This window comes from Streptococcus sp. LQJ-218, assembly GCF_003428885.1.
Lineage (GTDB): Bacteria > Bacillota > Bacilli > Lactobacillales > Streptococcaceae > Streptococcus.
The window spans coordinates 86,100-108,737 of record NZ_QQRU01000008.1 but is presented as its reverse complement, the minus strand read 5'-3'; the positions used below and the strand labels follow the sequence as shown (position 1 = coordinate 108,737).

Annotated in this window: 19 protein-coding genes; 9 read left to right on the top strand and 10 right to left on the bottom strand. The window is 38.0% G+C overall.

Features of this window, described 5'->3' with window-relative positions; translation table 11 throughout:
* Window positions 1-56: 56 nt before the first annotated feature.
* A complete protein-coding gene (gene pbp1b, locus D2908_RS08175) occupies window positions 57-2,459 on the bottom strand; it encodes a penicillin-binding protein PBP1B (protein WP_117306243.1) in 2,403 nt (800 codons plus the stop codon).
* A gap of 141 nt (window positions 2,460-2,600) precedes the next feature.
* On the opposite strand from pbp1b, the gene tyrS reads away from it, so the two are divergent.
* From tyrS to D2908_RS08155, 4 genes are all read left to right on the top strand, one after another.
* On the top strand, window positions 2,601-3,857 hold the full coding sequence (tyrS, locus tag D2908_RS08170) for a tyrosine--tRNA ligase (protein ID WP_117306241.1): 1,257 nt from the start codon (window positions 2,601-2,603) through the stop codon (window positions 3,855-3,857).
* Window positions 3,858-4,091: 234 nt separating this feature from the next.
* Window positions 4,092-4,919, top strand: coding sequence for an ABC transporter ATP-binding protein (locus D2908_RS08165; RefSeq protein WP_117306239.1), 828 nt, complete (start codon window positions 4,092-4,094; stop codon window positions 4,917-4,919).
* Entirely contained in the window at window positions 4,912-5,613 is a 702-nt protein-coding gene (locus tag D2908_RS08160) for an ABC transporter permease (RefSeq protein WP_117306237.1), read from the top strand. The genes D2908_RS08165 and D2908_RS08160 overlap by 8 nt, the downstream gene beginning before the upstream one ends.
* A 54-nt stretch (window positions 5,614-5,667) precedes the next feature.
* Window positions 5,668-6,516: a putative RNA methyltransferase gene (locus tag D2908_RS08155; RefSeq protein WP_117306235.1), complete on the top strand. Its 849-nt coding sequence runs from the start codon at window positions 5,668-5,670 to the stop codon at window positions 6,514-6,516.
* Between the two features lie 354 nt (window positions 6,517-6,870).
* Here D2908_RS08155 and D2908_RS10290 read toward each other — a convergent pair whose 3' ends face one another.
* From D2908_RS10290 to malQ, 9 genes are all read right to left on the bottom strand, one after another.
* Complete coding sequence (locus tag D2908_RS10290) at window positions 6,871-7,077, bottom strand: hypothetical protein (RefSeq protein WP_117306233.1); 207 nt, start codon at window positions 7,075-7,077, stop codon at window positions 6,871-6,873.
* A gap of 531 nt (window positions 7,078-7,608) precedes the next feature.
* Window positions 7,609-8,364, bottom strand: a complete 756-nt coding sequence (locus D2908_RS08145) for an ABC transporter permease (protein WP_117306231.1) — start codon at window positions 8,362-8,364, stop codon at window positions 7,609-7,611.
* Window positions 8,357-9,181, bottom strand: coding sequence for an ABC transporter ATP-binding protein (locus D2908_RS08140; protein ID WP_117306229.1), 825 nt, complete (start codon window positions 9,179-9,181; stop codon window positions 8,357-8,359). The genes D2908_RS08145 and D2908_RS08140 overlap by 8 nt, the downstream gene beginning before the upstream one ends.
* 41 nt (window positions 9,182-9,222) lie before the next feature.
* A complete protein-coding gene (locus D2908_RS08135) occupies window positions 9,223-9,444 on the bottom strand; it encodes a hypothetical protein (RefSeq protein ID WP_033679542.1) in 222 nt (73 codons plus the stop codon).
* A 158-nt stretch (window positions 9,445-9,602) separates the two neighbouring features.
* A complete protein-coding gene (locus D2908_RS08130; protein ID WP_117306227.1) occupies window positions 9,603-10,499 on the bottom strand; it encodes an XRE family transcriptional regulator in 897 nt (298 codons plus the stop codon).
* A gap of 78 nt (window positions 10,500-10,577) precedes the next feature.
* A complete protein-coding gene (locus D2908_RS08125; RefSeq protein ID WP_117306225.1) occupies window positions 10,578-11,480 on the bottom strand; it encodes an XRE family transcriptional regulator in 903 nt (300 codons plus the stop codon).
* Between the two features lie 150 nt (window positions 11,481-11,630).
* On the bottom strand, window positions 11,631-12,533 hold the full coding sequence (locus D2908_RS08120; RefSeq protein WP_165847477.1) for an XRE family transcriptional regulator: 903 nt from the start codon (window positions 12,531-12,533) through the stop codon (window positions 11,631-11,633).
* A gap of 240 nt (window positions 12,534-12,773) precedes the next feature.
* Window positions 12,774-15,032 carry a glycogen/starch/alpha-glucan family phosphorylase gene (glgP, locus tag D2908_RS08115; RefSeq protein WP_117306221.1) on the bottom strand — a complete coding sequence of 753 codons (2,259 nt, stop codon included), beginning with the start codon at window positions 15,030-15,032 and terminating at the stop codon, window positions 12,774-12,776.
* A gap of 25 nt (window positions 15,033-15,057) precedes the next feature.
* Window positions 15,058-16,575 (bottom strand): 4-alpha-glucanotransferase, encoded by a 1,518-nt coding sequence (malQ, locus tag D2908_RS08110; protein WP_117306219.1) that lies wholly within the window; start codon window positions 16,573-16,575, stop codon window positions 15,058-15,060.
* 474 nt (window positions 16,576-17,049) lie between these two features.
* On the opposite strand from malQ, the gene D2908_RS08105 reads away from it, so the two are divergent.
* The 5 genes from D2908_RS08105 (at window position 17,050) to D2908_RS08085 (ending at window position 22,623) form a co-directional block, all read left to right on the top strand.
* The gene (locus D2908_RS08105; RefSeq protein ID WP_117306217.1) at window positions 17,050-18,321 is read left to right on the top strand and encodes an extracellular solute-binding protein; all 1,272 of its coding nucleotides are present in this window, start codon (window positions 17,050-17,052) and stop codon (window positions 18,319-18,321) included.
* Between the two features lie 108 nt (window positions 18,322-18,429).
* On the top strand, window positions 18,430-19,722 hold the full coding sequence (locus D2908_RS08100; RefSeq protein ID WP_165847476.1) for a sugar ABC transporter permease: 1,293 nt from the start codon (window positions 18,430-18,432) through the stop codon (window positions 19,720-19,722).
* 1 nt (window position 19,723) lies between these two features.
* On the top strand, window positions 19,724-20,566 hold the full coding sequence (locus D2908_RS08095; protein WP_117306214.1) for a sugar ABC transporter permease: 843 nt from the start codon (window positions 19,724-19,726) through the stop codon (window positions 20,564-20,566).
* Between the two features lie 260 nt (window positions 20,567-20,826).
* Window positions 20,827-21,627: a DUF1189 domain-containing protein gene (locus D2908_RS08090; protein WP_117306212.1), complete on the top strand. Its 801-nt coding sequence runs from the start codon at window positions 20,827-20,829 to the stop codon at window positions 21,625-21,627.
* A gap of 9 nt (window positions 21,628-21,636) precedes the next feature.
* Entirely contained in the window at window positions 21,637-22,623 is a 987-nt protein-coding gene (locus D2908_RS08085) for a LacI family DNA-binding transcriptional regulator (protein ID WP_117306210.1), read from the top strand.
* Window positions 22,624-22,638: the final 15 nt, after the last annotated feature.

Below are 22,638 nucleotides of genomic sequence, written 5' to 3'. Positions count from 1 at the left end.
ACCTTTATTGTAACACGAAAAGAAAAAAGAAAAAAGTGGCAATCAATACCACTTTCCTATCTTCTACTATTTGATTGTGTAGATGAGAAACTACCAATAATACTGGACCAAGCGTTTTGGTAATCTGCTTCACTTCCTCCAATAGCAAAGTGATAGCTTGTCGTAGGAGCTCCCGCCTTGGTAGCCCAATAGCTCGTTACAGTAGAACCTGAAAGATCAACTGTTTTTCCATTAACGGATACTTTGCCTGGCTTCTGCCCTGTAGATTTGAGGACCTGAGATTGGGTTACACTAGGATCAAGATTAAAGCGTTCATTGCCCCAAACACCAGGTTCAGCCTGTTGGATAGCATTTACTAAGTAAGCCATATATTTGGCATTTCTATGGTGCCCGGCCCCCTTAGCCATTGGGTGATTGTCATCATGACCTAGCCAACCACCTAGAGTCAATTTTGGTGTCGAAAGCATAAGCCACATATTTTCATCTTCATTGGTTGTACCAGTCTTACCAATCCAGTCTGCACGCGCTAAGCTTGAATTGATAGAAGCCAAGTCCGTTTGGAAACTTGAAGTGATCCGAGATGAAATCACCTCACGAAGCAAACTCTGCATAATCGTTGCTGTTGCCTTCGAGTACACTTGAACAGGTTTGTCTTGGAATTCATAGATTACTGTACCGTCAGATGATTCAATCTTAGAAATCACATGTTTTTGATGGTAGACACCGTTATTGGCAATTGTTTGATAACCATTGGTATGCTGGGCAACTGTGACTTCAATCCCACCACCCATAGGCAAACTTTCGATACCGTACTCTGGAATCTCGTAACCCATTTTCTCCATGTAGCTCTTGACATCCACACCCTTCTCACGAAGCATGCGATAGGTCCAATAGGCTGGGATATTCCACGAATAGTTCAGGGCTTCACCCAAAGTCATCATGCCTGTACCTGGACTGTTCACATACATGATAGGATTTCCATTAGAGAATTTTGTCGGATAATTGGACAAGATACTAGCGCTCCCCATCAAACCTTGGTCAATGGCAATACCGTAGGCCAACAAAGGTTTGGTTGTAGAGGCTGGCGAGCGCTTCGTGTCAAAGGCATGATTGTTTTGGTTAGTCTGGTAATTACGACCACCAACAAAGCCTAGAACAGCCCCCGTTTGATTGTCCATTAAAACATTCCCTACTTCAGGCTCCCCAGTCGAATCATCTACCAAATGACCGTAGTTAGCAACTGCATGTTGCATGGCGTTATGGATTTTTTTATTGATTGTTGTCGTGATTTTGTAGCCACCGTTACTCAATTCCTGTTCAGCTCGCTCGTGATAAGCCTTTTGAATCGACTCGTTTTTCAACTCTTGGCTAGAAACATTGTCCTGTTGAACTAAATAATCATACATGCGATCTGTCGCTTCAGCCATAGCTGTAAAGTAAAGATAATCCCTCGAAACAACATTGACAGTACCTGACGGCAAGAAGTCTTGTTTGAGATTATAATCCTTATACTGGTCGTATTCTTCCTGAGTCAGAGCACCCGTACGGTACATGTTGTAGAGAACATCCTTGGCCCGCTTCAAACCAGGTTCTAAGTCTTCATCACTCTTTAACTCTCCAGTATTTTCATAAGGAGAATAAGTAATCGGACTCTGTGGCAAACCTGCTAAGAAGGCCGCTTGGGGAATACTCAGCTTGTTGGCATCGATACCGAAAATTCCTTCAGCAGCTTGCTGGGCACCTGCAATATTCTGGCCTTTATGATTTCGACCAAAGGGAGCAACATTGAGATAAGTAGTCAAGATTTCATCCTTGCTCATGTTGCGTTCCAAAGCAAGGGCATCGACAATTTCTGTAGCCTTACGAGCTAAAGTAGGAGCATCTCCGACCACTTGTTGCTTGATTAGCTGCTGTGTCAAGGTCGAGCCCCCACTAGATGAGCCCAAACCTGCAAAGGTTCCCAAAGTCGCCCGAATCACAGCTTTGGGCACAACCCCACTATGTTCAAGAAAATGTTCATCCTCAGTTGCAACGATAGCCTTTTTAAGATTGTCCGATATTTCCTCAGATGAAACAGAAGTTCTCAGTAGGTCACTTTCGATAGAAGCAATGACACTTCCATCTGCATAAACAATTTCTGAGATGGAAGAAATATTTTTAACCTGCTTGACCAAACTATCCGCTTGGGGAACCTTAGCCTTGTCAAACAAAGCAACCCCATAACCAAGAGCTACACCAGCACCAAAAAGCCCACCGATAAAGCCTAGAATAAAGAGAGCATTCAAAATTCCCTTAATAGCAACTAAAGCTCTTCCTAGGATAGACAGAATTCTCCCTCTTGTCCAATCCGATTGCTTCTCTTCTGAGACTTTCTCTGATTTTTTATGCTTTATTTTTGATTTTACTAGCTGGAAAAATTCCAGCATTTTTTGTTTTAAGTCATTTAATTGATTTTGCATGGATTTCCTCATTTTTTCTATTATACCATAAAAGGTAAACTTTCAATAAAATAGCCACTTTCTTCCCTATTCTACTAGGCTATTGCCCAAGTTTGTGATACAATAGGTAGAAACAATATTTTTAAAAAGGAGAAAAGACACATGCACATTTTTGATGAGCTAAAAGAGCGTGGTTTGATTTTTCAAACGACTGATGAAGAAGCTTTGCGTAAAGCCCTAGAAGAAGGTCAAGTCTCTTATTATACTGGCTACGATCCAACTGCTGACAGCCTTCACCTAGGCCACCTTGTCGCAATCTTGACAAGTCGTCGCTTGCAGCTAGCAGGTCACAAACCTTATGCGCTCGTTGGCGGTGCTACAGGTCTCATCGGAGATCCGTCCTTCAAAGATGCTGAACGTAGTCTCCAAACAAAAGACACAGTAGATGGCTGGGTCAAGTCTATCCAAGGACAACTTTCTCGCTTTCTTGACTTTGAAAATGGTGAAAATAAAGCTGTCATGGTCAACAACTACGACTGGTTTGGCAGCATCAGCTTCATTGACTTCCTCCGTGATATCGGAAAATACTTCACTGTCAACTACATGATGAGTAAGGAGTCTGTGAAAAAACGGATTGAAACAGGGATTTCTTATACTGAGTTTGCTTACCAAATCATGCAAGGTTACGACTTCTTCGCCCTTAACCAAGACCACAATGTAACGCTACAAATCGGTGGTTCTGACCAATGGGGCAATATGACAGCTGGTACCGAATTGCTTCGTCGTAAAGCTGACAAGACTGGCCACGTTATCACTGTTCCACTGATCACAGATGCAACTGGTAAGAAATTTGGTAAATCAGAAGGAAACGCAGTTTGGCTCAACCCTGAAAAAACTTCACCATACGAAATGTACCAATTCTGGATGAACGTTATGGACGCTGACGCTGTTCGCTTCTTGAAAATCTTTACCTTCTTGTCACTCGATGAAATCGAAGACATCCGTAAACAGTTTGAGGCCGCTCCACACGAACGTTTGGCTCAAAAAGTCCTCGCTCGTGAAGTCGTGACACTTGTTCACGGAGAAGAAGCTTACAAAGAAGCCCTTAACATCACAGAGCAACTCTTTGCAGGAAATATCAAAAACCTTTCTGTCAAAGAACTCAAACAAGGACTTCGTGGTGTGCCAAACTACCAAGTACAAGCAGACGAAAACCACAATATCGTTGAACTTCTCGTATCTTCTGGCGTGGTTAACTCAAAACGCCAAGCCCGTGAAGACGTACAAAACGGAGCAATCTACGTCAACGGCGACCGCATCCAAGACCTTGACTATGTCTTAAGTGACGCTGATAAGTTAGAGAACGAACTGACTGTTATCCGTCGTGGGAAGAAAAAATACTTTGTATTGACTTACTAAACTATTCAACATTTACCTATAAACAAAGGAGTTAACCTCGAGAAAGGTAACTCCTTTTTGTTGTGTTTATTACTATTCCTATATGATTTGTGCTATTTTTTATGATAAAATAATAAATAGATAATTTTATTTTTTTAGATGATGTTCTTAAAATAATGACTTCATTCTTTTAGGACATCAATAAAGTAAGATTAATTTGAAAAATTCCTACTGTATTATATTAAAGGAGTTTGTATGATTAAAGTAAGCCACATTTTTAAAAAATTTCGAGAAAAAGTTGCATTATCAAACGTATCGTTTGAAGTAAAAAGCGGGGAAATATTTGGTTTCCTAGGTCCTTCTGGTGCTGGTAAAACTACGACAATCCATATTTTGACAGGACAACTTGTCCCCGATCAAGGAATAGCAACAGTTTTAGAAAAAGATACCAACAAATTAAATTCTTTAGATTTTGGAGAAATTGGAATTATGAGTGATACTGTTGGTTTCTATGAGAAAATGACAGTCTATCAAAATTTACTCTTTTTTGCTAAATTCCATCAAATAAAAACAGATCGTCTAGATTTTTTGTTAAAAGAATTAGATCTTTTTAAAGATCGTAATACTAGATCAGATAGATTATCTACTGGAATGAGGCAACGTATGCTATTGATTCGTTCTATTTTACATCACCCCAAAATTTTATTTTTAGATGAACCAACCTCTGGACTCGATCCAATTCTAACTAATAAAGTACATCATATTTTACAGACACTGAAAGAAGAAGGGTGCACTATTTTTTTAACTACCCACAATATGGATGAAGCCACAAAAATTTGTGATACAATCGGCTTATTGTACTCTGGTCATCTCATAGAGTATGGGGCACCACAAGATATTATTGATAAGTATAGCCCTAGTAATAAAGTATTAATTCGTTTTAAAAATCAAGATACAAAAATTATTTCTAAAGAAATGGTTGCTAACTACATTAATTCATCAGATGTAATTAGTATACATACCTTGGAAGAATCTTTAGAGAATATTTTCATCAATCTAGCGAAAGGAGAAAAACATGAATAGATTACAATCTCTGTTCTGGTTTCGTTGGCAGTATCTAATTACAAATAAAGTTTTACTCTTTGTCTGTGTTGTGACACCTTTTTTAGATTTTCTCATCTTACAGACAATCCCTTTCATACATGGAGAAATATTCTTTTTAAATATAGGTTTAGATTTAGTTTATAGTTTAACGGCAGGTTCATTCACTTCTTTGATGGTTTCCGAAGAAAAAGAGAAGAAAATGTTAAGAACTCTTATTTTAACGGGTGTAACTAGAACAGAGTATATTTTATCTACTTTAGCCTTTCCTTTCTTCTTTTCAGCTCTTACGGCTATTTCTATGCCAATTTTTTTCGGAATACATATTCAACAGTTTACTATTTATTGTCTTGTTGTTATGATGACTTCATTGATATTTATCCTTATCAATCTCCTTATAGGACTTTTTGCAAAAACGCAAGTTCATGCTAGTTTATTTAGTATGTTGGTTTTACTTATCGCTACTTTTTTACCAATGATTGCAATAGATAATAGTAACTCCTTGTTGTTTTATATTACTCAATATTCTTTTATTGGAGCAAATACAGAATTTTTGACAAGACCGGACTCATTCACTATAACTAGTTCTAGTATGATCGCCACCATTTTCTGGGTTATCTGCCTTATAATTCTTACTCACTATGCCTTTAAATGGAATGGAAAGGATCACTTATAGTTTCGCCGACTGGAGGCATTTGCCATCCAGTCCTTTTTTTGCTAGACTTAAACTATGAATACAAACCTAAAACCCAAACTCCAGCGCTTTGCTTCTGCGACTGCCTTTGCCTGTCCTATCTGCCAAGAAAAGCTGACTCTGGTAGAGAGCAGTCTCAAGTGCTGCAACCGTCATTCCTTTGACTTGGCAAAATTCGGCTATGTCAATCTGGCACCTCAAATCAAGCAATCTGCCAACTACGACAAGGAAAACTTCCAAAATCGCCAGCAAATCCTAGAAGCTGGATTTTATCAGGCTATCTTAGAAACCATCTCGGACTTCCTAGCAACGAATCCATCCGCAAAAACTGTCTTGGATATCGGCTGTGGTGAAGGCTTTTACTCTCGCAAACTCCAAGAAAGTCACTCTGATAAAACCTTCTATGCCTTTGATATTTCAAAAGATTCAGTCCAAATCGCTGCTAAAAGTGAACCCAACTGGGCAGTCAATTGGTTTGTAGGCGACCTAGCTCGTCTCCCTATAAAAGACACCAGCATGGACATTCTGCTTGATATCTTCTCACCTGCCAACTATGGAGAATTTCGTCGCGTTTTATCCAAAGACGGCATCTTGATAAAGGTTATTCCAACTGAAAATCACCTCAAGGAAATCCGTCAGAAGGTACAAGACCAGCTGACAAACAAGGATTATTCTAATCAAGATATCAAAAATCATTTCCAGGAACACTTTACCATCCTATCTAGTCAAACTGCCTCTCTGACTAAAACTATCACAGCAGAGCAACTCCAAGCCCTACTCAGCATGACGCCCCTACTCTTTCACATCGACCAGACTAAGATTGACTGGAGCCAACTGACAGAGATTACTATTGAGGCTGAGATTCTGGTTGGGAAAGCACTCTGAATTAGGCCTCCCAAAGGCAGACAACTTACAAAAAATCTTTAATATTACAAAAATGCATAAGAACAGGTACTCAAAAATCGTGATCTTATGCGTTTTGTTATGAATGAATCACTGAAGTTTTTATATATATTAAGGGGAAATAGTTGAGATAAATTCTCTTAATAACCATTGAATACCATATAGTATATTTACTCCAAATATGATATAGGCCATATAAATCAAATACTTCGATTTCTCCCGTCTCAAAGAATAGATCTTGTACAAGATAAACAAATTTAAAATAATAAATAATAGAGACAAAATCTTCCTCCAAAATCAATATTAAAAGTACACAGTCAAGCATAGTTCTAATCTTTATTTTCGATTCGAGATAACAAACTTATCAATAAATAACAAGTGATATAATGCCAGTACCAACCCCCACAAGCTACCACGAAAAGAGATTTCTTGATGATTGAGAGGAAACAAATCGTGGTTACCTATATAGAGGCATGTTAAGATAACAAATAGAATCCAAGATAAATCCGTCCATTTATATTTTGAAAAATATTTTTTCCACATAAGAACACCTTCTTTCTTATAATTACATTATAACAATTTATGTAAGCGAATACAATAAATTTGAGGATGAAAAACAGTAAAACCGGCATTTTAAGCGCTGGTTTACTATTTTAAACTAGATTTCTTGCAAGCTTACTAACACTTAGCTTTTAAAAAAGTTAGTTTTTGAAGCGCTTGGATAAATAGAATTTATAAAACAGAAAAAACTAAAAAGAATGTAGGGAAATAAACCCTACATTCTTAAAATAACTTAGTACAAAAATGACAATGATGCCGCCGCCGTCAATATTGCAAGAACTATTTTCCAAATTTTTTTATTTTTTCCATTAATCTTATCAGGTAACAAGATTAATAACACAAGAAAGGTAACAAACAACCCCAATTTTATATACATCATAAGAACACCTTCTTTCCTACAATTATATTATAACACTTTATGTAAGCGAATACAAGAATCATGAGAATGAAAGACAGTAAACCAGCATTTTAAGCGCTGGTTTACTGTTTTAAACTAGATTTCTTACAAGCTCATTAACACTTAGCTTTAAAAAAAGTTAGTTTTTGAAGTTGATTAATTGTTAATTTTCCAAACTGTACTCTTTTTTTATTTTTCAACCCCCAATAACTAAGGGCAAGTAATGCTATAACCCAAGCAAAAGTGATTCCCAAACTGTCAAAATTCAACTTGAAATCTGGTTTATTAAAGAAATCTACATAAACTCCTAAGAAAGTTGTATCCATAAATTTCTTGATCTCTGAGCTAACTTGAGAAAACATTGGCAAGAATGAGAGACCAAGCATTGGAATCAAACCATAAACCTGAGCCTGAGTTTGTGTCTCTGAAATAGCTCCAATCACTAAATTTAAGAGGATTGTACATAATGCCACCAGAGAAGCTACTACAAGGTATACAGGATAATCTTTTGCGAAATCCACTTCAACCATAATAGGGAAAGAAATAACTGCAGCCAAGGCAAAGATTACAGGATAAAACAACACGGAAACAAGATATTCTCCACGGCGAACTCCGCTTAAAATGAGTGTTTTAAAAATTCTTTTTTCTTTTTCCTCTGCAATAGAGTTTGAAATCATTGACCCAGAAGAAAATGAGAATGCCATTGTTAAAGAACTATACAATAGTGTTTTCCCTTGAGTACCATCTGTATTCATAAAATTTTGGAAGAGTAGAACCAGAAAGAATGGGAATACTACTTGTACCAAAGTGTTTTTGTTTGTTAATAATACTTGTGTCCTCAACCAGATAAGGGCTAAAATTCTCTTAAACATCTAATTTTTCTCCTGTCAATTTAATAAAAATATCTTCTAAAGTTGGTTCACATGAGTGAATCGTCATCATTTTTTTATAATCTTCTTGCTGCAAGTCTTCAAAGCGCACTACCTTTTTAGTAGAATCACTATAAGTTACTGCAACATTTTTTTCCGTGTTGTATTTTTGGATAATTTCGCTTGGGCTTCCTTGTTCAATAAGATCACCTTTATTCAAAAGAGCTAGGTTATCACATAATAAAGTCGCCTCATTCATATCATGAGTAGTTAAGAAAATGGTTGTTCCTCTTTCCTTTAACTCCTGTAGTAATTTGTGAATCTTCTTTGAGGTGGTGGGATCTAACCCACTTGTAGGTTCATCTAAAAATAGAACTTTAGGGTAATTGATTAAAGCACGAGCTAAAAGCATTCGTTGACGCATTCCTGTAGAAAGTTTCTCAGCTGGAGTGTCTTTACTATCATACAGACCAACTTGTTTTAGAATTTCTTCAATTCGAGATTTTGAAACTCCGTATAGTCTTGCAAATAGCAACAAGTTATTGTACAAACTTAATTTTTCGTAATAACCACTTGTGTCACCTACTAAGCCTAACTCTTCAAAATCTGACGGAAGTAATTTTTGAGAATCTTTTCCTAATAATTCTGTCTTTCCGCTGTTAGCCTGTAGCTGTCCTGTCAGAATATTGATCATTGTTGTTTTCCCTGAACCAGATGGACCTAGGAATCCAAAAATTTCTCCTTCGTTTATTGAAAAACTAATTTGATTTAAAGCAATATTATCTCCAAATCGCTTTGTAACTCTTTCTACCTTAATCATTTTATTACCTCTTTCTAATGATAAATTGTATTTTAAAAACTTCACTCACTCCCATCGGTTATGTCAACAACTCTAATTCTAGGCTTTAAGTTGGAGTCCATTTTGATTTCTCTCATTTCATTTGGAAGTAAGAGAACTAATTTTAGTAGCTTCTCATCAAGTGTTACTTTACATAGGCGTCTGCTATCTAGACTATTTTTGATAATCAGATAGTCCTTCTTGACAAACTTTTCATCCATATAATAGTCAATTGTTTTTACCATATTTTCCTCCCGCCTGTTAATCTACATCCCGTTAAATAGAAATGTTTCTAGCATTGCGTTCTGCTTAACTTATTTACACTAACAGTATATACCTTACGAAAGTAAAAAAACAGGACATTTTTGTCCACTGACATTTATGTCCTGTTTTTAAATTGAAATTATGGAAAATCCTTATTTTTTTCTTCTATCACTCTATCCCTAAATGATTTATCATTTAATAATTCCGATCCGTTTATTGCTTTATTATAGTAGTCCAAAGCAAGATCTTTATTCTGATTAGTATGAATATAATATTTGGCTTCAAAAAAATCTACTGTAGGTAGTAAAGCAAAATCTTGGACTTCATCTATTATTTCTCGTACAGCACTTAGCGTTTGAGGCATTAAATCATAATATTCAATATTAAAGTGATATAAAACAATTGATACAATAACCCTTTGAATCAAATGAATATTGTTGGTATCAGAGAAATTAGTTTGCCCTAAGATGTTAGAATAGATATTTTCAAATATATTATCAATTGGCTTGGCATTCAAAGTGCACTTTAAAAAATATAGGTGTAAAATTAGTAAATCATTGGTGTCATAATTTGTTTTTAAAAGTAACTGCTCAAAATACTCCTCAATCAATCCCTCTCCAAAGTCAGAGTTTTCAGAAACATACACATCATCAATAGCTTGTAAAACTTCAACTGCTACTTGCTCATCTTCAGGCAGTTGGTCGTAAAAGCGTTCCTGAATTTCTTCAAAGATAGCCTCACGTTGGCAGATTTTTTCTTCATCTCCATGAATAGATTGACGAATCAATTTTGTTTTTAGTTTTAAATACTCTTTAGGAACAATTAACAATCCCTCGTCAATTAATTGAGATATCGGAACTCCTAATACTTTGGCTATATAGTCTAGTTTAGCTAAGCTGGGCAAATTATTTCCAGTTTCAATTCGGCCCAACTGACGAACAGTAAGTTCCTTTTCATCTCCACAAAAGGCCTCTCTACTCAATCCTTTTTCAGTCCGTAAGGTACGAATCCTTTTCCCTATTTCCAAATTACTCATATCATCCTCTTTACTCAATCTTCATTATGATTATCTTGATAACTATTTATCAAGGCATTACAATGAAAAAGAGACTTTTCACATATCAGGTAAATCTTTTCTAAGTTCCTCTATCACTCGATTTTTAAAATTCATGTCATTCAAAAATTCTGCCCCATTGATAGCTTTTTCATAGTATTGCAGGGCTTTTTCTTTATCTTTTTCTCCGTATAAGTAATATTTTGCTTCAATGAAGTCTACAGTTGGTTTTAAACTAGTATCTCCGATGTCAATCATAATTTCTCTTAACATACTCAATATTTCAGGTATAAATTCATGATAATCGATGTCAAGTTGATAAAATATTAAACCTAGTAGTACTCTTTGAAGCAAGTGAACATAGTTTGTATCATCATAGTTTGTTTGAGATACAATATTTAGACAAACTTTTTTTAAAGTTATTTCATCTCGTTCTGAATTAACAGCTAGAGATAAAAAATATAAGTACAATATCAGTAGATCATTTGTCGAATATTCTGTTCGTAATATTGTTTGTTCAAAATATTCCTCAATTAAACCTTCTCCAAAGTCAGAGTTTTCAGAAACATACACATCATCAATAGCTTGTAAAACTTCAACTGCTACTTGCTCATCTTCAGGGAGTTGATCATAAAAACGTTCCTGAATTTCTTCAAATATAGCTTCACGTTGGCGGATTTTTTCTTCATCTCCATGAATAGATTGACGAATCAATTTCGTTTTTAGTTTTAAATACTCTTTAGGAACAATTAACAAGCCCTCGTCAATTAACTGAGATATTGGAACTCCCAATACTTTAGCTATATAGTCTAGTTTCGCTAAACTGGGTAAGTTATTTCCTGTTTCAATTCTTCCTAACTGACGAACAGTAAGCTCTTTTTCATCGCCACAAAAGGCTTCCCGACTCAATCCTTTTTCAGTCCGTAAGGTACGAATTCTTTTTCCTATTTCCAAATTTTTCATCTTATTCCTCTGTAAATAGTCTTTTGTACATAAAAATAAAAGTACTTATGCTATTTGTTATCATCTATTATTTCAAATATATTAAATTCTTACTAACAAAGCTCCCCATATTGCCTATCAGCAACCCTCAACAATAAACAAAGAGTTTTTTTACATATCAGGAAACTCTTCTTTCATCTCCTCTATCACTCGATTTTTAAAATTCATGTCATTCAAAAATTCTGCTCCATTGATAGCTTTTTCATAGTATTGCAGGGCTTTTTCTTTATCTTTTTCTCCATATAAGTAATATTTAGCCTCAAAGTAGTCTACAGTTGGTTTTAAGTTTGAATCTTGAATTTCCATCATAATTTCTCTGAAAAAACTAAAAATAATCGAGATATCTTCGTAGTATTCGTTTCTCAGTTGATACAACAGTATTGCAATTAATACTCTTTGTAGTAGATGCATGTAAGTGTTATCTGAACAGTCAATTATGGTCACGATATTATTTCTTACTTTTTTAAAAACGTCATCATTTCGTTTAAAACTAATAGCATTTGATAAAAAATATAAATATAAGATCAATAAATCATTTACAGAATACTCCGTTTGTAGCAAAGTTTGCTCAAAATACTCCTCAATTAAACCTTCCCCAAATTCAGCGTTTTCAGAAACATATACATCATCAATGGCTTGTAGGACTTCAACGGATACTTGCTCATCTTCAGGCAGTTGGTCATAAAATCGTTCCTGAATTTCTTCAAAGATAGCCTCACGTTGGCGGACTTTTTCTTCATCTCCATGAATAGATTGACGTATCAATTTTGTTTTTAGTTTTAGATACTCTTTGGGAACGATTAGCAATCGTTCATCAATTAACTGAGACATCGGAACCCCTAACACTTCTGCTATATAGTCTAGTTTAGCTAAGCTGGGCAAGTTATTTCCCGTTTCAATTCGCCCCAACTGACGAATAGTAAGTTCTTTTTCATCTCCACAAAATGCTTCTCTACTCAATCCTTTTTCAGTTCGTAAGGTGCGAATCCGTTTCCCTATTTCCAAATTACTCATAATGACCTCTTTAAATTCTAATTTGATATTCAAACAACAACTTGTATACGATTCCATTTTAACACACTTTCCTATAATTTTCAGAAAAAATAATGATAAGGAATAGTTTTAAGTCACCACTCTATATAAGTGAGACATTTAAATATAGTATCAGAGATCTATTTCTAGTCAAGCATTCAAAAAAGCGAATTTCAATCGAAACTCGCTTTTTTACAAAATGTATTAGTTTGAATTTCTATCTTAGTTCAAGTGCCAGATATCTTCGTTGTACTGAGCGATTGTACGGTCAGATGAGAAGAATCCTGCTTTAGCAATGTTGACGATAACTTTATCCAACCATGCGTCACGGTCTTCGTAGTCAGTAAGCATTTGCTCTTTCACTTTGATGTAGTCTTCTAAGTCAAGAAGAGTCATGAACCAGTCTTTGTTGATCAATTCATTGTAAAGACGTTCCAAGCGTTCTTTGTTTCCAGCTGCAAGAACTGCATCGCTCACGATAAAGTCAACCAATGGTTTGATGGCTTCACGAGCATAGAATTCGCTTGATTTGTATGCTGCTTTATCGTAAAGGTCGATAACAGTTTCTGAATCTTCACCAAAGATGTAGATGTTTTCATCTCCAACCAACTCAGCGATTTCCACATTAGCTCCGTCCATAGTACCAAGAGTCAAAGCTCCGTTCAACATGAATTTCATGTTACCAGTACCTGAAGCTTCTTTAGAAGCAAGTGAGATTTGTTCTGAGATATCACATGCTGGGATAAGGAAGCTTGCTGCAGTAACGTTGTAGTTTTCAACCATAACTACTTGCAAGTGTGGAGCAACTGCTGGGTCGTTTGCAATCACTTCTGACATGCAAAGGATCAAGTGAATGATGTCTTGAGCGATTGTGTAGGCTGGAGCTGCTTTACCACCAAAGAAGATTGTGATTGGGCGAGCAGGGATGTTACCAGCTTTGATGTCAAGGTATTTGTGGATCACGTACAAAGCGTTCATTTGTTGGCGTTTGTACTCGTGAAGACGTTTGATTTGGATATCAAAGATAGAGTTTGTATTGATTTCCACACCTTGGTGTTCTTTCAAGTGACGAGCCAATTTACGTTTGTTGTGAGCCTTGATGCTTTCCAATTTTTCTTTGACAGCTGCTTTGTCTTCGTATGCCAAGAGTTTTTCTAGCTCATCTGCTTCATGGTGCCAACCTTCTCCGAGAATCTCATCCAAGTAGTGTGACAAGCGTGGGTTCGCATGCATGAGCCAACGGCGGAATGTGATACCGTTTGTTTTGTTGTTGAATTTTTCTGGGTAAAGGTCGTAGAAGGCTTTCAACTCAGAGTTCTTCAAGATTTCAGTGTGAAGAGCTGCAACTCCGTTTACGCTGTATCCGTAGTGGATATCCATGTGAGCCATGTGGACACGTCCACTCTCATCGATGATTTGAACAGCTGGATCTTTGTATTCTGCTTTCACACGGCGATCCAATTCTTTGATGATTGGTACCAAGTGAGGAACCACTTCTTCCAAGAATTCAAGAGGCCATTTTTCAAGGGCTTCAGCAAGGATTGTGTGGTTTGTGTAGGCAGTCATGCTACGAACGATAGAAATTGCTTCGTCCAGTTCGATACCACGTTCAGTCAAAAGACGGATCAATTCAGGAATCACCATTGATGGGTGAGTATCGTTGATTTGTACAACTGCGTAGTCAGCAAGGTCATGCAAGTTGCTTCCTTTTTCGATTGCTTCATCGATGATCAATTGCGCACCGTTTGAAACCATGAAGTATTGTTGGAAGATACGGAGCAATTCACCTTGACGGTCACTATCATCTGGGTAAAGGAAGAGAGTCAAGTTGTGAGCGATATCTGTCTTGTCAAAGTTGATACCGTCTTTAATGATAGAAGAATCAACTGAATCCAAGTCAAACAAACGCAAGCGGTTCTTCGTTTCTGTCTTGTAACCAGGTACATCGATATCGTAAAGAGTTGATGTCAATGTGAAGTGAGCAAATGGCACTTGGTAGCTACGGCTTGAGCGAACCAACCAGTTTTGCTCTGTCAACCATGCATTTGGAATTGTTTCTTGTTGGTTATTTTTAAGAACTTGTTGGAAAAGACCGTAGTGGTAGTTCAAACCAACACCGTCACCATTCAAACCAAGAGTCGCAATTGAGTCGATAAAGCAGGCAGCCAAACGTCCCAAACCACCATTACCAAGAGATGGTTCCAATTCAACTTCTTCAACTTCAATCAAGTCTTTACCTGCAGCTGCAAGTTCTTTTTTAACATCGTCGTAAAGACCAAGGTTGATCAAGTTGTTTGACAAGAGTTTACCAATCAAGAACTCAGCTGAGATGTAGTAAACTTTTTTCTTACCAGTGTTAACTGGTTTTTGGCTGCTTGCAAGCTTGCTGTAGTTGAGAAGAGCAAGATAAAGCTCTTCATTGCTACATTCTGCAATGGTTTTATTGTAACGATTCTGTACAAATTCTTGTAGTGATAACATGTTTAAGGTATCTCCTGATATTGTCTTATTTGTTTAATTCTACCAAATTTTCATTGATTCGGCGATAGATTGTTGTCAAGTCAAGCAAAGTTTCTTCGACAGCGGGTGTCAATTGGTCTTCAGTCATACGCCAAGACCAGTTGCCACCAAGAGTAGATGGGAAGTTCATACGAGCCGATTCATCCAATTCTAGCAAATCTTGCATAGTGGCAATTGCCATGAAGCTAACTGATGAAAAGACTGTACGAAGCATAGCATGTGGCACTGTTTCGTATTCTTTGCGGTTCGTGTAACGAGCCATGTACTCACGAGTCGCATCATCGATCTCGTTACGGTACCAACCAAGGACCGTATTGTTATCGTGTGTTCCTGTGTACATAACTGAGTTAGCAGGTGCCAAGTGTGGGCTATCGATGCTTTCGTCTTCTGGGTTGAAGGCAAATTGAAGAATCTTCATTCCTGGGAAGCCAGTACGTTCACGCAATTCAATAACTTCGTCTGTCATGAAACCAAGGTCTTCTGCGATAATGTTTAGCTCACCAAGTTCTTCCTTAACGGCTGCAAAGAGTTTGTAGTCAGGTCCTTTTACCCATTTACCAGGTGCCGCTGTTTCAGAACCAGCAGGGATTTCCCAGTAAGACTCGAAACCACGGAAGTGGTCGATACGAACGATGTCGTAGATTTTGAAGCTTTCACGCAAGCGTTCAATCCACCATTTGTAACCGTCTTTGTCCATTGCTTCCCAGTCATAGATTGGGTTACCCCAAAGCTGACCAGTTGCAGAAAACTCATCTGGTGGACATCCTGCGATGCAAGTCGCCTTACCGTTGACATCTGTCTTGAAGAGATGTGGATTTGCCCACATATCGCTTGAATCTTCCGCTACGTAGATTGGCATGTCCCCAACAATTTCGATGTGGTTGTCGTTAGCGTAAGCTTTCAATTTCAACCATTGTTGGAAGAAGAAGTATTGAGTCACACGGTGGTAAACCAACTTATCTGCCAATTGCTCACGGTAGCTTTCAAGGGCTGAAGCTTTACGAGCACGAGCATCTGCATCTGGCCATTCAGTCCAAGCAAGATTGTCAAAATGTTCTTTAATAGCCATATACTCTGCAAAGAGTTCAAGCCATGATTGGTTGTCTTGAGCAAACTTCTCAAAATCTTTAACATCTCCTACTTCCAAGAAACGTTTTACCGCTTTTTCTAAAAGAGGACGACGTGCATAGTAGATTTTCGCATAATCAACTTCAGACGCATCACTACCAAAGTCAACCCCTTCAAGGTCACTAGCTTCGAGTAAGCCTTGCTCCACCAAAATATCTAAATCGATAAAATGAGTGTTCCCTGCGAAGGCTGAGAACGATTGGTAAGGAGAGTCTCCGTAACTAGTTGTTCCTAGTGGAAGAATTTGCCAGTAACGTTGTTTTGTGCGAACCAAGAAATCAACGAAGTCGTAAGCACTTTTACCAAATGATCCGATTCCGTATGCTCCTGGGAGAGAAGAAATGTGCATCAAGACACCACTTTGACGTTTTTTCATAATAAGCACCTCATGTGTTTATAGTTAGATATTACATTTTTACGAACGCAAACGTTTGCGCCATTGCTAGTATAGCTTATTTTCTCTATAAATGCAAGCGACTTTAAATAAGTTTTTTGATTATTTTTTTAATTTTTTTCTTCTTGCACGTATATATATTCTTTTCAGAAACAAACAAAATAGGAATAAGGTTTTCACTTATCTTATTAGCAAGAAAGAAGCAAATCTCTTTAGTTTCCATTTGTAAATTAGGCAATCGTTTTCTCAACTTTTTTTAAATTTAAAACAAAAGCGATTTTTGAGATTTTCTACTATATATAAGACGATGAAGCGTTTACTTTTTCTTCAATTTTTTTAAAAATTTTTACAAAAAACACTTGCAACCGCTTTCCGATTGTGCTATACTAGTCCCATAAAGGAAAACGTTTGCGTTTCCTCATTATAAAATTTGTTATTCTTTAGGAGGAATACACTATGTCATCTAAATTCATGAAGAGCGCTGCTGTGCTCGGAACTGTTACTCTAGCTAGCTTGCTTTTAGTAGCTTGCGGAAGCAAAACTGCTGATAAAGCGGCTGATTCTGGTTCATCTGAAGCGAAAGAACTCACTGTATATGTAGACGAGGGTTACAAGAGCTATATTGAAGAGGTTGCTAAAGCTTATGAAAAAGATTCTGGAGTAAAAGTTACTGTTAAAACTGGTGACGCCCTAGGAGGTCTTGATAAACTTTCCCTTGACAACCAATCTGGTAATGTCCCTGATATCATGATGGCACCATACGACCGTGTAGGTAGCCTTGGTTCTGACGGACAACTTTCAGAAGTGAAATTGAGCGATGGTGCTAAAACAGACGACACAACTAAATCTCTTGTAACGTCTGCTAATGGTAAAGTTTACGGTGCTCCTGCCGTTATCGAGTCACTCGTTATGTACTACAACAAAGACTTGATAAAAGAAGCTCCAAAAACTTTTGCTGACTTAGAAAACCTTGCTAAAGATAGCAAATATGCCTTTGCTGGTGAAGATGGCAAAACGACTGCCTTCCTAGCTGACTGGACAAACTTCTACTATGCATACGGACTTCTTGCTGGTAACGGTGCTTACGTATTCGGCCAAAACGGTAAAGATCCTAAAGACATCGGACTTGCAAACGAAGGTTCTATCGCAGGTATCAACTATGCTAAATCTTGGTACGAAAAATGGCCTAAAGGTATGCAAGATACTGAAGGAGCTCCAAACTTAATCCAAACTCATTTCCAAGAAGGTAAAACAGCTGCTATCATCGACGGACCTTGGAAAGCTCAAGCCTTTAAAGATGCTAAAGTAAACTACGGAGTTGCGACTATTCCAACTCTTCCAAACGGAAAAGAATATACTGCCTTCGGTGGTGGTAAAGCCTGGGTCATTCCTCAAGCCGTTAAGAACCTTGAAGCTTCTCAAAAATTTGTAGACTTCCTTGTTTCAACTGAACAACAAAAAGTATTATATGATAAGACTAACGAAATCCCAGCAAATACTGAGGCTCGTTCATACGCTGAAGGTAAAAACGATGAGTTGACAACAGCTGTTATCAAACAGTTCAAGAACACTCAACCACTACCAAACATCTCTCAAATGTCTGCAGTTTGGGATCCATCGAAAAATATGCTCTTTGATGCTGTAAGTGGTCAAAAAGATGCTAAAACAGCTGCTAACGATGCTGTAACATTGATCAAAGAAACAATCAAACAAAAATTTGGTGAATAAAAAATTTGTTCAAGGGGGGTGGAATTCAATCCCCCTTTGAATTTATCGATAAAAACATATATAATTTAGTCTTTGACTAGAAATTAGTATCCTATGAAAGGAGTTATTATGGAAAAGCAACAACCTAGTAAAGCAGCCCTGCTGTCTATCATTCCTGGGTTAGGACAGATTTACAATAAACAAAAAGCCAAAGGTTTTATCTTTCTTGGTGTAACCATCGTATTTGTCCTTTATTTCCTAGCACTTGCAGCCCCTGAATTGAGCAATCTCATCACTCTTGGTGACAAACCAGGTCGTGATAATTCCCTCTTTATGCTGATTCGTGGTGCCTTCCATTTAATCTTTGTAGTCGTTTATGTACTCTTTTATTTCGCAAATATCAAAGATGCACATACAATCGCAAAACGTATTAACAATGGAATTCCAGTACCACTTACGCTAAAAGATATGATCAAAGGAATCTATGAAAATGGCTTCCCTTACCTCTTGATCATTCCGTCTTATGTTGCCATGACTTTTGCGATCATCTTCCCCGTTATCGTAACCTTGATGATCGCCTTTACCAACTACGACTTCCAACACTTGCCACCAAACAAATTGTTGGACTGGGTTGGTTTGACCAACTTTACGAATATCTGGAGCTTGAGTACCTTCCGTTCAGCCTTTGGGTCTGTTCTTTCTTGGACGATCATCTGGGCTTTGGCAGCTTCTACTTTACAAATCGTCATCGGTATCTTCACAGCTATCATTGCTAACCAACCATTTATCAAAGGAAAACGTATCTTCGGTGTTATTTTCCTTCTTCCTTGGGCTGTTCCAGCCTTCATCACTATCTTGACATTCTCAAACATGTTTAACGATAGTGTCGGAGCTATCAACACTCAAGTCTTGCCAATCTTGGCTAAATTCCTTCCTTTCCTTGATGGGGCTCTTATTCCTTGGAAAACAGACCCAACTTGGACTAAGATTGCCTTGATTATGATGCAAGGTTGGCTTGGATTCCCATACATTTACGTTCTAACTTTGGGTATCTTGCAATCTATTCCTAACGACCTTTACGAAGCAGCTTATATTGACGGTGCCAATGCTTGGCAAAAATTCCGCAACATCACTTTCCCAATGATCTTGGCAGTTGCGGCACCTACTTTGATCAGCCAATACACCTTCAACTTTAACAACTTCTCTATCATGTACCTCTTCAATGGTGGAGGACCTGGTAGTGTCGGAGGGGGAGCTGGTTCAACTGATATTTTGATCTCATGGATCTACCGTTTGACAACAGGTACATCTCCTCAATACTCAATGGCGGCAGCTGTTACCTTGATTATCTCTATCATTGTCATCTCAATCTCTATGATCGCATTCAAGAAACTACACGCATTTGATATGGAGGACGTCTAAGATGAATAACTCAATCAAACTCAAACGTAGACTGACTCAAACCCTTACTTACCTCTACTTGATTGGTCTCTCAATCGTGATTATCTATCCACTGTTGATTACCATCATGTCAGCCTTTAAAGCAGGTAACGTCGCAGCCTTTAAACTCGATACTAACATCAACTTCAATTTTGATAACTTTAAAGGTCTCTTTACTGAAACCCTATACGGTACTTGGTATCTCAATACCTTGATTATCGCCTTGATTACTATGGCGGTTCAAACAAGTATCATCGTACTTGCTGGTTATGCCTACAGCCGTTACAACTTCTTGGCTCGTAAACAAAGTTTGGTTTTCTTCTTGATTATCCAAATGGTGCCAACCATGGCCGCTTTGACAGCCTTCTTCGTTATGGCGCTTATGTTGAACGCCCTTAACCACAGCTGGTTCCTCATCTTCCTTTATGTTGGTGGAGGTATCCCGATGAATGCTTGGCTCATGAAAGGCTACTTCGATACAGTGCCAATGTCTCTAGACGAATCTGCAAAACTAGACGGTGCAGGACACTTCCGCCGCTTCTGGCAAATTGTTCTTCCACTGGTTCGCCCAATGGTAGCTGTACAAGCTCTCTGGGCCTTCATGGGACCTTTCGGGGACTACATCCTCTCTAGTTTCTTACTTCGTGAGAAAGAATACTTTACGGTTGCCGTCGGTCTCCAAACCTTCGTTAGCAATGTGAAAAACATGAAGATTGCCTACTTCTCAGCAGGTGCTATCCTCATCGCCCTTCCAATCTGTATTCTCTTCTTCTTCCTACAAAAGAACTTTGTTTCAGGACTTACAAGTGGTGGCGACAAGGGATAATATATCCCCGCCACCCTTTTTCATTTTATACTCTTCGAAAATCTCTTCAAACCACGTCAGCTTTATCTGCAACCTCAAAGCTGTGCTTTGAGCAACCTGCGGCTAGCTTCCTAGTTTGCTCTTTGACTTTCATTGAGTATTAGCGCTTGCTACTGTAAATAGTATCCTTGTAGCAAGCAATTTGTCTCCTAGACTTGAAATAAAGCACATTTCTCTATATAATAATACTCATATAGAAAACACCTTTTAGAAAGATACAAATGCTTCCATATCCATTTTCCTATTTTTCAAGTATTTGGGGATTTCGTAAGCCCCTGTCCAAACGTTTCGGACTCAACTGGTTTCAGTTGCTCTTTACCAGCATCTTCCTTATCAGCTTGTCTATGGTGCCCATTGCCATCCAAAACAGCTCTCAGGAGACTTATCCGCTAGAAACCTTTATCGATAACGTCTATGAACCATTAACAGATGAGGTTATCCAAGACCTCTCTAAACACGCTGCAATTGTTGATGGCACATTAACTTATACAGGAACAGCTAGTCAAGCGCCTTCTGTTGTGATTGGTCCAAGTCAAAGCAAGGAATTACCTAAGGACTTGCAACTGCATTTCGATACAAAAGAACTAGTCATCAGCAAGGAAGGGAAGGAACTGACCCGCATCTCTTACCGAGCGATTGAGACTGAGAGTTTCAAAAGTAAAGACAGCTTGACCCAAGCAATTTCTAAAGACTGGTACCAGCAGAATCGTGTCTATATCAGTCTCTTCTTAGTTCTCGGTGCCAGTGTCCTCTTTGGTTTAAATTTCTTCATTGTCTCTCTAGGAGCTAGTCTTCTCCTTTATATCACTAAGAAATCACGCCTCTTTTCATTTAGAACCTTTAAAGAGTGCTACCATTTTATCTTGAACTGTTTAGGATTACCAACTCTGATTACGCTTATTTTGGGATTATTTGGTCAAAATATGACAACCCTCATCACTGTACAAAACATTCTTTTTGTTCTATATCTGGTCACTATTTTTTATAAAACACATTTCCGTGATCCAGATTACCATAAATAGGAGATTTTTATGCCCGTTACGATTAAAGATGTGGCCAAGGCTGCTGGTGTTTCACCTTCAACCGTAACCCGTGTTATTCAAAATAAATCAACCATTAGCGACGAAACAAAAAAACGCGTTCGCAAGGCTATGAAGGAGCTCAATTACCACCCCAACCTCAACGCTCGTAGCTTGGTTAGCAGTTATACCCAAGTTATCGGCTTGGTGCTTCCTGACGATTCAGACGCCTTCTATCAAAATCCTTTCTTCCCATCTGTCCTCCGTGGTATCGCTCAAGTCGCCTCTGAAAACCACTACGCCATTCAGATTGCCACTGGTAAAGATGAAAAAGAACGCCTTAAAGCGATTTCACAGATGGTTTACGGTAAACGCGTGGATGGTTTGATTTTCCTTTATGCCGAAGAGGAAGATCCCTTGGTCAAGCTGGTCGCTGATGAGCAGTTCCCCTTCCTCATCCTAGGGAAATCCATCTCACCTTTTATCCCTCTTGTCGATAACGACAATGTCCAAGCTGGTTTTGATGCAACCGAATATTTCATCAAAAAAGGCTGCAAACGAATTGCCTTCATTGGAGGGACGAAGCGACTCTTCGTGACGCAAGACCGTTTAACAGGCTATGAGTCAGCCCTCAAACAACACCAACTGCCTATTGACGGAAATTTGACCTATTTTGCAACGGAGTTCTTAGAAGAAAAAGGGTATCAATTTAGTAAACTCCTCTTTCAGCATGATCCACAGATTGATGCTATCATTACAACTGATAGTCTCCTGGCTGAGGGGGTCTGTGACTATATTGCTAAACACCAACTGGATGTCCCTGTTCTCAGCTTCGACTCGGTCAAGCCCAAGCTCAACTTGGCGGCTTATGTTGATATCAATAGTCTGGAACTTGGTCGTGTTTCCCTTGAAACCATTCTCCAGATTATCAACGATGCTAAAAGCAATAAACAAATTTGTTATCGTCAGTTAATCGCCCACAAAATTATCGAAAAATAAAAACCAGCTCGCGCT